Genomic DNA, 13,815 nt, shown 5'->3' with positions numbered 1-13,815 from the left:
GTGTGCTATTTAGTTTAGTGTGTCTTTATACCATTAGCATTATTTAAGCTAATGTTGGATAAGTTTGGCTGTTCAAAAATAGCTAGGCGTTTATTTTGTAGATATTCTTTTACTGCTGTATTGCGTTGATACATGGTGGTATCTTCAACAAAAGGAGGAGTTATTGTTTTGAGTTCTTGATAGAGTTCTTTGGTGAACGAACTCAATTTGTCCTCTATTTGTAGATATTCAATCGCTTGTACAATAGCAACGAATTCAATGGCGATAACTTGATACGCATTTTCAATCACCCTACGAGTAGCAGAAGAAGAATTTGTTCCCATGCTAACTACATCTTGGTTGTCATTGTTGTTAGGAATACTATGAACATACATAGAGTTAGATAACATTTGGTTTTCTGCGGTGGTAGAGGTTGCTGTAAATTGAGCCCCTTGTACTCCAAAGTTAAAACCTAGTTCTCCTAAGTTGACAAAAGGAGGAAGAATATCGTTGATTTTATGATTGAGCAAGAAATTCAATTGACGTTCCGCTAACATAGACATTTTAGTGACAGCTAGGCGCAGATGGTCCATTGATAGAGAAACATAATCCCCATGAAAATTACCACCATGATAAACATTTTGTGTTGCTACATCAATAATAGGATTATCATTGACGGAATTGGCTTCATTTTCTAAGGTATTAATGGTTTGGCTGAGTGCATCATAGATAGGTCCCAAGATTTGAGGCAAACAACGCAAAGAATAGTATTCTTGTACCTTTTTCTTGATGACAGTTTCTTTTACTTCTGTATTGTATAAGTGTTCCTGTCTATTTTCTGTCAACTGGCTATCGCCAAGAATAGATCTCAGAATATCTGCAATGACTCGCTGTCCCTTGTGTTGTTTGGCGTAGTTTAATTCTTTTGACAAATGATCGTCATAGGCACAAACAATTTCATTCAGCATAGCAGAAGCTGTGATTGACCAGCCCAGTAAATTTTTTGCCAAAGAAGCATTAACAAACCCTACCCCAGTCATCACTGAAGTACCATTCATAAGAGATAAGCCTTCTCTCATTTGAATTTCTAAAGGCTTGATGTTGTGTTCTTCCATAACCTTTGCACAAGGCTGTACTTGACCTTTGTAGAGTACATCTCCTTCTCCAATGTATCCCAATGCCAAATGAGCCAACTGCACTAAATCACCACTAGCACCTACCCCTCCATGTTCAAATACAATAGGGCAAATTTTATGATTGATTAGTTGACTAATTAATTCTGGAACCTGTTTGTCTATCCCTGAATGCGCTAACATCATGGTATTTAATTGACAAAGCATGGCAGCTTGTATATAGGTACCTTCAAAGGCTTCACCCATACCAGAACAATGACTACGAATCAGGTTGTATTGTAGTTGAATACGTTTGTCGTCATCAATTTTATATTGCGCCATTGGGCCAAAGCCAGTATTGATGCCATAGATAACTTTATCAGAAGCGAATTCTTTTAAGAACTGATGACAGTTTTCAACTTCTTGAAGAGCATTTTTATCTAAGGTGATTTCTTCTTTATCGAATAAAACTTTTTCAAAGTCTCGTAAAACGAGTCGTCTATCTCCTACTTTTACCATTGCTTATTGTATGATTACATTTCTGGGTTCTACAATGAATTATTTACTTGATGCTTTATAAAGCATCAAGTAATTCTTTTTCTTTTTGATTGGTTACATTCTCAAAATAATAGGCCAAAATCTCATTTAGTACGTCAGCCTTTCGTTGACCACGAACACTTGAAAGGATTTCTAGCTTACCTTTATTCTTCGTAATTAACGATGTTGTGAATGGAACTCTTGTCTCTTTGAGTTTTGGGCGTCCTAATTTCTTTTTTTGCGTTTTTTCAGGCTCGGCCATGATTTCTTGTTTGAATGCTAGTTATAGCATTAATTTTATGTTTGTTTTATGTATCTTTGTATGTTACTATACTATACCCTATTGTATTTTGGTTGCGCAAGATAAAACACTTTTAGATTTTATCAAATTTTCACTTTTAAATTTTAAAAAGTCTTTTTTTTAGAAAGGCTCCTCACTTATAGGTATGTTTTCTTTTTTACCAGAACGGTCTCATCAGGAAAAAGCGAAGCTAACCAGATAACGCCATCAAATGGGTAAGAGATGGGATAAAAATAGTAGTCTTTTTGCAACCAAGTAGTTGACGACTTTCGGACATCAGTGCTAGCCGCCAAATCAAACATCTGCCCTCCTATTGCCTTTATTAGTGCTTCTTTTTTGGACCAAAAATTAATTAATTTTTGATTGGGATTTGAAGAACGGAGAATGGCCGCTTGTTCCACTGGACTAAAAAAAGAAAAGGCAGCTTCTATGGGCTCAAATTTTCTAAATTGCTCAATATCTAAGCCTAGAACACTTTTATCGCTAATTGCTACGCCAACTAAATTATGACAATGACTGATATTAAACTGGATGGCTTTATTTTTTAAAATAGGCTTTCCAGCATCTGAAAATTGAATGTCATTTAGCGGAGTGTTAAAATCTTCCTCCAGGGCTTGTTGCAATAAGCTATATCCTATTAGAGACATCAATTGTTTTCTCTTTTGTTTTTTTCTTCCTATTCGTTCTTGGAGGTTGAGCGGAAGTTTTGTCAGCAAATGGCTAAAATCAACAGCTTGTTTGTTGAATTGGTATAAGTAAATGTGGATCATATTTATATACACGTTAAACATCACATGTTACACGTGTAACGTTTCTATATTGGATAATTTTTTTTACTCAGATGTAATTTTAGTGCTAATAATGAAACATCTAAAAATCTGTAGTTCGTTTTGGTTTTTCAAAATTTATGCCATTAAAAAAGTAGTAGTGTTAATAGCTACTACTTTTTTAATGGCCAAGACTATCTTTATTTTTGTACTAGGTTTCGCTTCCATTTTCTAAATTGGAAATTAGCAATATCGTTTAATATATTATAAATGGAACGAGCCCAGTAATTTCTAAATCCAAAACCACCAGCCTCTCCAGACATTTTATCATAGAACAGCACTTTTTTTGATTTTGTATCAAAAATAACGACATAAATATAAGCCCTTTCTTGAAATTTATTTAAACTATGAACAACAAAAGACAGCCCAAATTCATTTTCTAAATCTTTGGTCTCATATTGGTTAATAATACTCTGAATCTTTTCCTCCGAAAATGCTTTAGGCGTTTTATTGGTCACCAAATCTATATAATCTACCTCATCATTAACCCGCTCTACTACACTTAAATCATAGTCTATGTGTCGTTTCATAAAAGATTTTTTGACATCGTATTTATCTATTTCAGATATTAACAAGCCATTCCAAGTTCCAAAATAATAGTTTTGAATTTTTGAAGGATCATTAAATCCTTCGGAACCAACCAGCTTGACGTGGGAAAAATCAAGCCCTACAAAATCCATCGAAATTTTAGAGGAGGTAAAAACATCTTTTATGTTTTGGGAATAAGAAATATTGATACTTAGACACAAAATAAATAACAGTAAACTATTTTTCATGATTTTTATAATTATTAAAAGATTATGAGAAAGTAATAAATGATTGGTTTTTAATTGATTGCTGGCTTTAAGGTAACTAAATGTTGCTTAAATGCTAGTATATGATTTTAAATAGGCTTAATTATTGAAATCCATAAAAAAACTAAGGCTAAATAATAATGCCAAAAAAAAATAAAGAAGCTTTAATCAAAATAAAAACATATTATTGTGATTTTTTTTAGTGAAAAATTAATAATTTAAGTCAATTTTTTGATAAAGTAAAAACTTAATAAATGATGTCTAATTATTACCTATTCCCATTCTTTCTTTTTCTTGTTTCAAGCCTATCTGCTCAAAAAGCTTCTACTTGGAGTAAAGAACAAAAAAATGTAGTTTATAATGAGTGTACCAGTGAGTTAGCACGTAGTGGCGTTAGTTCTGAGCAAAAACAGGAAGAGTTTTGTTATTGCTTTTTACAAAAACTAACCAATAATTTGACACCGAATGATTTGGCAAATTTAATAGAACCAGAACAAAAAAAGATTTCTGAAAATTATTACAAATCCTGTTCTGCAGAAACGGGAGTTCGTTTTAATTATTCTTCCTCCTCTTCTCCTTATTCTAGTAATGGCTCATGGTCGAGAGAACAAAGAGATTATCATTACAAAAAGTGTAAAAAAGACCTTTTTGCTAAGAATTATAAGGTGACATTGGAGGAACAAGAAGAATTTTGCTTGTGCTATCTGGACAAATTGACCAAAAATCATCCTGCTTCGGAGATTGACAATATGATTAGCCCTGAACTAAAAAAAGTGCAAAGCAAATACTTTAATGTTTGTTCTGCTGAAACGGGAACAAGTTTGAGTACGAATAATGTAGCCAACGCTGTCCTTGAAATTTTTACAGGAGATTGGGATCGAAAAAAGAAAGATTATTATTACAACAGTTGTGAAAATGATCTAAAATCGAATGGAAAAGACTATACCACAGGGGAGATAGAAGAGTTTTGTATGTGCTATATTGATCGTCTTTCTAGCAAATATTCGGCAAGGGAATTGGATGATATGATTAGTCCTGAGTTTAGAAGGGTTAAAGAGGAAGTATACAATAAATGTACTTCAGTAACAACCATTGGTACGATGACATTGGAGGATAATATGGTAGGGCGTTGGGAACGAAGCACTGGAGAGGTTTTGATCTTTGAGAAGGGAGGACGTTTGCAATATATTTATGAAGAAAACGATATGGAAGAAGAATGGAGATGGCGGTATAAACCAGGGAATATCCTTGTTTTTGTAGCGGGAGGAGTCGAAATTGAGTATAAAGTGCTATATATTAAGCACGATTACATTAAGTACAAACCGCTGAAACACAGTAGCCAAATTTACGAATATTATAAAAAATAAAATAATTTTAACTCAAGCAAATTAGAATTCAACATGAAACAAACAACTATTTTTTTATTCCTTTTCTTATTTTCCTTTTGTACTACAACTAGTTACAGTCAAACCTTTTATTATTCCGCTCCAGAGGCAATAGAAGAAGATGACTATGAACTAGCATTTGATAATGTTGTTTCAAAGAATGATTATTGTAAAATGGCTGCTCAAATTGAGAATATATCGCTTGATTTTATAATGGTTAAAGAGAAAGAAATTGTCTATAAGGGAGGAGAAATAGAACAGAAAGCAGGGAAAAAAACATTCATTATATATCCAGGGAAAAAGAAAACTAAAACATTTGCTTTTACTGATAAAGGAGATTATAATCAGCAAGAGTTTAGTTTAGATTTTGATGGTTTATATCTAATTCCTTCGGATGGAGAAAAAACAAAGGCTCCTTCATTTAATTTACCCGCTTCAGATAATCAAATTACATTTGGAGATTTTGAAGTACGGTTAAAAGGCTTAAAGAAAGAAACGAAAGAGACCATTGCTACTTTTGAAGTGACTTATAAAGGAAGAGAAATTGGACTGGTAAAGCCTAGTAACCTAGTGGCTGTTTTTACAGGTAGAGGTGGTGCAGGGCATGCCAATGCGAATAAGAATACAGCAACAAAATTATTGGAAAGAGGAGACAAATGCGTTATTAAAGCCGTATTTCGTATTTCTGCAAAAGAAGGAGATATGCAATTTGTCCCGATGCAAATTATTTGGAAAGACACCTTCCAAACGACTAAAAAAGAAAAAATGGACGGTCAAAAAGTCGATTTTGAATTTGAGCGTAAACGATAATTGTTAAACATTATCCATCAAAAATAATGAATTCCTTTCCTGAGTAATTGGGAAAGGAATTTTACGTTACAGAATATGCTGTGCTGTATTTTATATCATTCATAGCAAATACGGTATGCACATTACCTACATTATCTAGGGTAGCTAAGTGATGATAGGTGAATTTGTGATAAGCCTCCATATCCTCTACTGCAATTTTGATCATGTAATCGAATTTTCCTGTAATGTGATAACATTCTAAGACCTCATTAAACTGCACAACGTCTTGTTCAAATTTAAGCAAATTGTCTTTGCTGTGCTGATTGAGCGATACATTACAAAAACCAATAAGGTTTTTCCCTATTTTTTTGCGATCAACTAAAGCAACGTGCTTAAGAATAATTTTATGTCGTTCCAAGCGCTTAATACGTTCATATACTGGGGTAATACTGAGTCCCAACTCTCCTGCAACTTCTTTGGTCGTTAGTTTTGCATTCTCTTGAAGCATTTCTAATATACGATAATCTGTAGTATCTAATTTAAGCATCAGAAAAAAAATCTATTTGTAGGTTAATCAATATGGTTAATTAGAAAAATTATCTAATTAGCATAATAATAAAGTTTTATTTTCTATTATAAGCAAATAGTCTAAAAAAAAAAACTATCCTAGTGAGATTTAGCATAATTTTGCATTGTAATTCAGTTTAACATAAAAAAAAAATCTAAACCATGACTGAAAATATTGCTTTTGCATTATTGTGTTTTACTTCTTTTTTCTCTTTGATGAACCCTTTGGGAGTAATGCCTGTGTTTATCTCTATGACATCCAATTTGGATACCAATGATCAGAGACGAACAGCTCGCAAGGCGATGGTAGCAGCGTTTGTTACACTATTAGCCTTTGCTTTTTCGGGGCAGCTATTATTTAATTTTTTTGGTATATCTGTGAATAGCTTTCGTATTGTTGGAGGGATTATCTTCTTTCAGATGGGGGCTGATATGTTACAAGCAAGGTTAGGAAAAGTAAAGGTACCAAAGCATGAGGTCAAGCAGTACGTTGCTGATATTTCGATTACCCCTCTTGCAATTCCTATGATTTGTGGTCCTGGTTGTATTTCGAATGCAATCGTTCTGATGGAAGATGCCGCTTCTTTTGAACAAAAGGCAATTTTGGTAGGCATTATGTCCTTTGTTTGTCTGTTGACTTATGTTATATTGTTTTCTGCGACAACAATCTCCAAAATACTTGGAGAAACGGGGAATAATGTGTTAATGCGTTTGATGGGGCTAATTTTAATGGTTATAGCAGTAGAATTTTTCTTGAGCGGAGCCAAGCCTATTTTAGCAGATATTTTTCCTGTGATAACAAGTAGAGCCTAATATAAAAATGTGACAAGTGCCACTTTAAACGTTACACGTGCAGCGTTTAAAGTGGCACTTGTCATTTGTAGCGTATCACTTGGTCTTAGATTGATATATTTTTAAAAAGACTTTTTTCATTTCATTGTTTTTGATGGGAGCAACCTGCTCAAAATAATGCGTTATAGCAAGATTAAGTATATCGGCGACCCCACCCCTACCTTCATGAGAGGCAGCTTCGAGCAATGCTCTGTTTTCTGGAGTTAATGCAGTGGTAAAAGGAATTCTTTTTTTCTTTTCTACTTCTGGCAACGCTTGTTCAGTTGCTTTAGCAACGACAGAATTAATTTGTTCTTTGCTTGGCAAACTTCCCAAAGTGTTATTGTTTCCCAAACTAAAGTCAGAAGTTCTAGAACGTTTTTTCTTAGCCATTCTTCAATATTTTTACAAATTCATTAAGCCATACCGTAAAATTCAGCCTCGCTTTATTGTTGGCGTTTACATCGTAGTAACTGCTTACAGTATCAATTTCTTCAAATAAAGTATAGTTGCGTAGTCTGCATAGCATAAAAGGAACACCTTGTGTTCTGAGATGCTCTATTTCTGAAACCAAAAAAGCATTGGTTTTGGAACGGTCCTTATACATGTTGACAAAACCAAAATAATTTAGCGGTCGAGCAGCAGTGGCTCTTAATTCTTTTAGTTTATTGGCCACTTTTAAATATTCAATACTCGCTTCCAGATTAAAACTACCAGCTCTAAATGGAATAAATAAGTAGTCAGCATACATTAATGCTTTTGTGATTTCTTGATTTTCTACAGACACGGTATGATCTAAGCGACCAGCTGTGTCTATTAAGATCAAATCATACTGCTGATCCAAATCATAAATTTTGTCTTGCAACTCATCTACCGACATACCATAAATAGGATAAGGTAGTTGTTCCTCTTCTTCTTCTTCAAAACTTCGTGCTTCAACCAAACTCTGTTGTCGGTCGCAGTCAATTACACATAAGTTAATGTTAAAAGGAGCCTGAGAAAGCGCATTGGCAGCCATTGCGATTACAGTACTTTTGCCAACTCCTCCCTTCTGATTTCCAAAAGCAACTATTTTACTCATACAATATACAATTTTAATGTTGCACGTGCAACGTTTAACGTGTTAATTTGTAAATAGGGCAAGTGTCATGCTAAACTTTACACGTGTAACGTGTCGCATGAAGTGTTTAACATTCTACGTGCAAAAATAAGTAATAACGTTTAACTTAGCAAGTTAAACGTTTAATTTTTAAAATGACACGTTACACGTGTAACGTGTCATTTTAAAAATAGCAATTGAAACATTAAGGGTGTAACGTGTAGCTTTGTTCTGTCATAAAATCACATAAGCAGTAGGAGTTAGCCATTTCTTCCATCCGTTGTTTTAAATCTTTTAAGCTCTATTTTGACGAATAATGACTCAAAGGCTACGAATAAAGATTTTTCCTCAACGAATAAAGGTCACCCAATTTGCATTTGACTGGATATGATATATTTGGATACGAATTACCTTTTTTGTTATAATTATATTTTTAAATTAGAAAATCCAAATTATGAATTTCAAACAGATTATCGCCCTATTAGGTATCAGTTTAATTAGTCAAAGTGCTTTTGCACAATGGACAGGTACAAATCCAGAACAGCATGCTGGAGATGCAGCTCTAAAAGGTGACCTTTATGTTGGGAGTCTTTTCTCTACAGGAACACCTGCTAGAATCAACCTTTACAAGGTTCATACAGGTTTGCCTGCCTTCGGAGCCCCATTTGCTAGTTACACAACAGGCTTAAAAATCACTCATCGTTACTCAGGTTTAGGGAGCAGTTATACCAATTATCATTGGGGCATGGGAGTTAATTATAAAGGATTACATTTTCATCATGACAACATCAATAAAACCATTATGAGTCTTACCAATAGGCAACAAGTTGGTATTGGTATTACAAGCCCTAATGCGACATTGCATGTTAGGAACTTCAATTCTACAGATTTGGATGCCCATTTAGAAGGTTTCACATTGTTAGATGGAAATCAAGCTTCTCTTTTGTTAGGAGCAGAAACTAGTGCTCCCTATGGAGAATGGGGAATCGAATATAATCCACATGCCAAAGGGCTTAATTTTTGGAAACCATCTGGTGCAACAACAGGTTTTGGAAATTACTTTTTATTCATCAGAAACGATGGAAAAGTAAGTATTGGTTTAGATCCAACTGCTGCTACAACCTTTAATGGAGATTATGATCTTTATGTCAACAAAGGTATTTTGACCGAAAAATTAAAAGTAGCCCTAAAGAATACTACTGACTGGGCTGATTATGTATTCGATATAGATTATGAGTTAATGCCACTAGAAGAAGTAAAAGAATATGTAACCGAACACCATCACCTTCCTGGGGTACCAAGTGCCGAAGAAGTAAAAGAAAGCGGTATTGATGTAGCTACAATGGACGCTAAGTTATTGGAGAAGATTGAGGAGTTAACACTTTATATGATTCAACTAAAAGAAGAAAATGAAGCCTTGAAAGCAGAAATGGAACAATTGAAAAATAAAATTAAGTAAGCAACATGAAAATTATTATGTATAAATTAATTAGCTTGTTTCTCCTAGGGCTTACTTGGAACAACGTTTGGGCTCAAACAATAGATGGTCCTACTGAAATTTGTCCATCAAGTCTACTGGTCACTACTTATGAACTCATTGATTATCCTTGTGATGCTATCGCTAATCTAAACTGGCAGCTTGATTATCCTGTATCTGCTGCTTATGGAGGGTCGAATCCCGTAGTTATTACATGGTCTACAACAGGGGCAGATGACGAAGCTATTTTATCGGTTACGTATGACTGTATTAATTATAGCAGTGATGGGACTCCAGTAGTCACCAAAGATACCGTTGAGCTGGAGATCGCTATTCTAAATATCAATGAACCAATCATAACTTCATCTAGTCTAGTCGAATTAACCTGTAGTGAAACGGAGTTTACCGTCAATATAGCCTCCCAACCAGGTTCAGCAACCTATAGCGTTACTCATCCTGATTGTTTTGGATACAGTTATAGTTCTAGTAGCTCTCAATTTAACTTTACCACAGATAATTCTGCGAGTGGAGAGATTTGTATTACTATTTATCAACCAAGTTGTGGGACATCTAGGACAGAGTGTATTACTGTAACAAGAGAATGCGAAGATAATTTGACCTTTTCTAGCGCATCACCGATTTCAAATAGTTATAATCCTGTTAACAACTATATTACAGCATCTGATGTGTCAACAGCTTCATTTAGTAATCTAGAATTTAAAGCAGGAAAAGCTATTTTGTTGCAGCCTGGATTTTCTGGAGATAAGGTGTTTCTAGCGCATATAGGCCCCTGTTCTTGTGTACCTGATGGGCAGACTGGTTGTTTTTATCAGAGATCTGCGCAAAGCACTTCAACAGGCACAAGCAGTACGAGAAGGAATCCACAAAGTAGTGTTAATCCCGATTATATAGCTAAACAACAAACAAGGCTTGTTTCAACAGAAGATGCCGTAAGTAATGCGTTTAGCATTTATCCTAATCCATCCTCAGGAGCGTTTACCATCCATTTTGAGAAACAGCCTCTGAATGCAACGATTCAGATTTTTGATATAATGGGAAGATTACAAAAAAGCATTCCAGCCAATAACCCCATTCAGGTTATTGATGCTTCTGAATTAGAGAGTGGAGTTTACCTTGTTGTCGTATCTGGTCAAGAACATTTATTTAAAGAGAAAATAATTATTTCGAAATAAGAAATTTTCTTCTCTTACAAAAGGAGAGTTAAAGAATAGAGCAACTAAGTTATCTTAGTTGCTCTTCTTTTTTTATCCAATAGACAAGCAGCAGTAGATTTAAGTTGGATTCTTTTGCACGTATCCCGTAAAAAGTGTCACATGGCATGTTTCACGTGTAACGTGATTCTATTCAAAGAAAAAATACCAATGGCAAATCCATAGCGTATTATTTTTAAGTAGTATACATTTTTTTGTTACCTTCCTGAAATAAACAAGTCTAAAGGATTAGAAAATGGAGAATAGCAAACGAGAATTAACGCTTCGCTTTTTGGCAGAGCCAACAGATGTAAATTTTGGTGGAAAAGTACATGGGGGAATGGTTATGAAATGGATTGATCAAGCAGGCTATGCTTGTGCTAGACATTGGTCAGGGGGCTATTGCGTTACCGTTTATGTTGGAGGGATTCGTTTTTTAAAACCCATCCATATTGGCAGTTTGGTAGAGATTCAAGCAAAGGTGATTTATACAGGTAGAACAAGTATGCACATCTCTGTTGATGTTTTAGCCAATGACCCTAAAGAAGATGAAAAAATAAAGACTACACATTGTGTTATCATTTTTGTAGCGGTAGATAAAGATGGAAAGCCAGAACCAACTCCTAAATGGATTCCTGAATCGAAAGAGGATAAGGATTTAGAAGATTATGCCAAGCGCTTAATGGAACTACGAACGAACATTCAAGAAGAGATGAGTCGTCGCTAAAAATTAAAACCTCACAACTAGTTAAATTCAAAAACATGTCTTTATACTCTCTTATTTTTAGAAACCTTATCATTTTTATACTTTCTGTACTAAGCGTTTCATTAACTTATGCTGAAGCGGTTAATCAGACTATTTCTGAGCCAATCAGTGCACCTCCTGTAGAACGAGGAAAAAAAACAAAAAAGAACATTCGAAAGCGTATTATAAAAAAGCGAAAAAGTCCAAATCAAGCAACAGCCGACATTGTTCCTAGTCTTTATCTAACCTTTGGCCTAATGATGTTGCTTCCTCTGTTTGTCTTAACGGGACTGCTTATGGTAGGAGTGGGGTTCCCTGCTCTCTATTTTCTATATACAGGGATCGCTTTGGTTGCTTTAGGAAATGGGGCTGCCGCAATAGCAGGAATACTAGCAGGAGCCAACAAAACGTATAGCACTCAAATTTTAAGCTTTGCACTTTGGGTACTTTTTGGAATTAATATGGCAGGAGCCATTACTTTTTTAATTCTTAATCTTGTTTTGTTCTCTAGTACTTTATTTATATGGGGATTGGTTATTGGCCTATTTTGCATTGCCATACTGATGTTGGTTTGGGCGTTGGCAATTAGAAAACAAAACAAAGCCCTCAGGAATAATGCAGATGAGGGCTAGTTTATTATTTTGTTGCGACTTTATCAATAACCGCTATCACTTTTTTAGTTGCATTAGCAAATTCTAAGCTATCAATCTTGGCTAAGGTAAGAGCTTTATTTTCTAAAGTAGATTGGATTTGCTGATGCATTTGTTCCCAAATATAATCTTCTTCTTCTAGAAAAGTAGAGACCTCTAAACTAGAAAAATAGTTGGCATTATGAATTTGATCTCCACGGCTAGCATTTTTAGATAGAGGGATGATAATATGCAACTTTTTCATTGCTAACAATTCAAATAAAGAGGTTGCTCCCCCTCTAGTAATAACCAAATCTGAAGCCTTCATAATATGCAAAAAATCATCTGCCAATGATTCAAATTGAACATAATTGTCGAATTGCATCGTGGGGTCTAATTTTCCACTGCCACAAATATTAATAACGTCATAAGCAGCAAGATTGCCATTTTTAACATTTTCACGAATCATCGTATTCAGAAATGCAGCCCCTAAGCTTCCTCCAAAAGTCAATAGGATAGGGCGTTTACCTGTAAACCCACTTACTTCCAATCCCCGTGCTTTGTTAGCCTGAAATACCAAATTACGAACAGGTAAACCTGTCCAATGTACTTTGTCCTTTGGAAAAAATCGAGTTGCATTTTGAAAAGAAACACAGATTTGTTTAGCAAAACGTTTGGATATTTTAGTGGTCAAACCTGGCGTCATGTCCGATTCATGGATAATGGTTGGGACACGCATTAGCCATGCTCCTATAACAGGAGGCAAGGCAACATAGCCCCCTTTGGAAAACAATACTGTTGGGCGTAAACGCAACAGTAAGAAAAAGGATTGAACAATAGCTATTGCTACATTAAAAATGTCTAGAAAGTTCTGAAAATCAAAATAGCGGCGAAGTTTTCCTGTTCTTATTGGATAATAAGGAATTCCTAACCCTTCTATTTTTGCTCGTTCTTCTCCTGCTTTAGAACCAATATAAGAAACCTTCCAACCCTCTTGTTGATAATGTTCAATCAGAGGTAAGTTAGGCATTACATGACCTAAGGTTCCGCCCCCTGTAAATACAATGTGTTGCTGTTTTGCCATAGATAGATGCTTCAAAATAAAAAAGGAGTCAGCTATTTAGCGACTCCAAATATTTTTTACTGTTTTTTAAATGAGTAGTCTTTTAATTTCTTGTAAAACAACTTTATAGAACGAACTACTACAAAACAGTTTAAGTCAAAATTAAACTTAGTTCTTATTGAATAAGTGCATCGCCATTTCTGCTAACAACATAACTCACCAAACAAACAAAAAGAAGAACAGCAGTGATGAATTTAAGTAGAAATGAACTTGAGCCTTTTTGGTATTCTGTATTACTCATTTTATATCAATTTTATAGTTTTTAAATTTGTATAGAGATACTTAATTGATCTCGTACAAATGTAGCATTTTATCCAAAAAATTTAAATTATAAGACCATAATACTCTTTGGATTTTTTTTTTAATAAAAAAGGTAAAAAAAATATTGTGGGTATTTTTACAAATGAGT

General features: G+C 34.5%; 16 protein-coding genes. 7 read left to right on the top strand and 9 right to left on the bottom strand.

Annotation, left to right across the window (positions count from 1 at the left end; all coding sequences use genetic code 11):
- Positions 1–14: 14 nt before the first annotated feature.
- From AsAng_RS29560 to AsAng_RS29545, 4 genes are all read right to left on the bottom strand, one after another.
- Positions 15–1,610 carry an HAL/PAL/TAL family ammonia-lyase gene (locus AsAng_RS29560; RefSeq protein WP_264793617.1) on the bottom strand — a complete coding sequence of 532 codons (1,596 nt, stop codon included), beginning with the start codon at positions 1,608–1,610 and terminating at the stop codon, positions 15–17.
- Positions 1,611–1,665: 55 nt separating this feature from the next.
- The gene (locus AsAng_RS29555; protein ID WP_264793616.1) at positions 1,666–1,890 is read right to left on the bottom strand and encodes a hypothetical protein; all 225 of its coding nucleotides are present in this window, start codon (positions 1,888–1,890) and stop codon (positions 1,666–1,668) included.
- 176 nt (positions 1,891–2,066) lie between these two features.
- Positions 2,067–2,699 carry a 4'-phosphopantetheinyl transferase family protein gene (locus AsAng_RS29550; RefSeq protein WP_264793615.1) on the bottom strand — a complete coding sequence of 211 codons (633 nt, stop codon included), beginning with the start codon at positions 2,697–2,699 and terminating at the stop codon, positions 2,067–2,069.
- Between the two features lie 197 nt (positions 2,700–2,896).
- A complete protein-coding gene (locus tag AsAng_RS29545) occupies positions 2,897–3,532 on the bottom strand; it encodes a hypothetical protein (protein ID WP_264793614.1) in 636 nt (211 codons plus the stop codon).
- A gap of 272 nt (positions 3,533–3,804) precedes the next feature.
- Here AsAng_RS29545 and AsAng_RS29540 point away from each other — a divergent pair, with 272 nt between their 5' ends.
- Together AsAng_RS29540 and AsAng_RS29535 are read left to right on the top strand one after the other, a co-directional pair.
- Positions 3,805–4,917, top strand: coding sequence for a hypothetical protein (locus AsAng_RS29540; RefSeq protein ID WP_264793613.1), 1,113 nt, complete (start codon positions 3,805–3,807; stop codon positions 4,915–4,917).
- Positions 4,918–4,950: 33 nt separating this feature from the next.
- Positions 4,951–5,745 carry a hypothetical protein gene (locus AsAng_RS29535; protein WP_264793612.1) on the top strand — a complete coding sequence of 265 codons (795 nt, stop codon included), beginning with the start codon at positions 4,951–4,953 and terminating at the stop codon, positions 5,743–5,745.
- A gap of 61 nt (positions 5,746–5,806) precedes the next feature.
- On the opposite strand, the gene AsAng_RS29530 is transcribed toward AsAng_RS29535, so the two are convergent.
- Positions 5,807–6,271, bottom strand: a complete 465-nt coding sequence (locus AsAng_RS29530) for an Lrp/AsnC family transcriptional regulator (RefSeq protein WP_264793611.1) — start codon at positions 6,269–6,271, stop codon at positions 5,807–5,809.
- Between the two features lie 182 nt (positions 6,272–6,453).
- Here AsAng_RS29530 and AsAng_RS29525 point away from each other — a divergent pair, with 182 nt between their 5' ends.
- Complete coding sequence (locus AsAng_RS29525) at positions 6,454–7,104, top strand: MarC family protein (RefSeq protein ID WP_264793610.1); 651 nt, start codon at positions 6,454–6,456, stop codon at positions 7,102–7,104.
- Positions 7,105–7,179: 75 nt separating this feature from the next.
- Here AsAng_RS29525 and AsAng_RS29520 read toward each other — a convergent pair whose 3' ends face one another.
- Positions 7,180–7,515 carry a hypothetical protein gene (locus AsAng_RS29520; protein ID WP_264793609.1) on the bottom strand — a complete coding sequence of 112 codons (336 nt, stop codon included), beginning with the start codon at positions 7,513–7,515 and terminating at the stop codon, positions 7,180–7,182.
- On the bottom strand, positions 7,508–8,203 hold the full coding sequence (locus AsAng_RS29515) for a ParA family protein (protein WP_264793608.1): 696 nt from the start codon (positions 8,201–8,203) through the stop codon (positions 7,508–7,510). Before AsAng_RS29515 ends, AsAng_RS29520 begins: the two co-directional genes overlap by 8 nt.
- Positions 8,204–8,675: 472 nt before the next feature.
- Between AsAng_RS29515 and AsAng_RS29510 the strand changes: the two genes are divergently transcribed.
- From AsAng_RS29510 to AsAng_RS29495, 4 genes are all read left to right on the top strand, one after another.
- A complete protein-coding gene (locus AsAng_RS29510) occupies positions 8,676–9,680 on the top strand; it encodes a hypothetical protein (protein WP_264793607.1) in 1,005 nt (334 codons plus the stop codon).
- 5 nt (positions 9,681–9,685) lie between these two features.
- On the top strand, positions 9,686–10,891 hold the full coding sequence (locus AsAng_RS29505) for a T9SS type A sorting domain-containing protein (RefSeq protein WP_264793606.1): 1,206 nt from the start codon (positions 9,686–9,688) through the stop codon (positions 10,889–10,891).
- A 274-nt stretch (positions 10,892–11,165) separates the two neighbouring features.
- Complete coding sequence (locus tag AsAng_RS29500) at positions 11,166–11,636, top strand: acyl-CoA thioesterase (RefSeq protein WP_264793605.1); 471 nt, start codon at positions 11,166–11,168, stop codon at positions 11,634–11,636.
- Between the two features lie 35 nt (positions 11,637–11,671).
- Positions 11,672–12,286, top strand: coding sequence for a hypothetical protein (locus tag AsAng_RS29495; protein ID WP_264793604.1), 615 nt, complete (start codon positions 11,672–11,674; stop codon positions 12,284–12,286).
- A 4-nt stretch (positions 12,287–12,290) separates the two neighbouring features.
- Here AsAng_RS29495 and AsAng_RS29490 read toward each other — a convergent pair whose 3' ends face one another.
- The gene (locus AsAng_RS29490; protein ID WP_264793603.1) at positions 12,291–13,367 is read right to left on the bottom strand and encodes an undecaprenyldiphospho-muramoylpentapeptide beta-N-acetylglucosaminyltransferase; all 1,077 of its coding nucleotides are present in this window, start codon (positions 13,365–13,367) and stop codon (positions 12,291–12,293) included.
- A 154-nt stretch (positions 13,368–13,521) separates the two neighbouring features.
- Positions 13,522–13,647 (bottom strand): hypothetical protein, encoded by a 126-nt coding sequence (locus tag AsAng_RS29485; protein ID WP_264793602.1) that lies wholly within the window; start codon positions 13,645–13,647, stop codon positions 13,522–13,524.
- Positions 13,648–13,815 lie beyond the last annotated feature (168 nt).

The sequence above is a fragment of the Aureispira anguillae genome, from assembly GCF_026000115.1.
In the GTDB taxonomy this organism is placed as follows: domain Bacteria; phylum Bacteroidota; class Bacteroidia; order Chitinophagales; family Saprospiraceae; genus Aureispira; species Aureispira anguillae.
The sequence above is the reverse complement of the archived record's forward strand: the minus strand, read 5'-3'. Positions and strand labels throughout refer to the sequence as shown.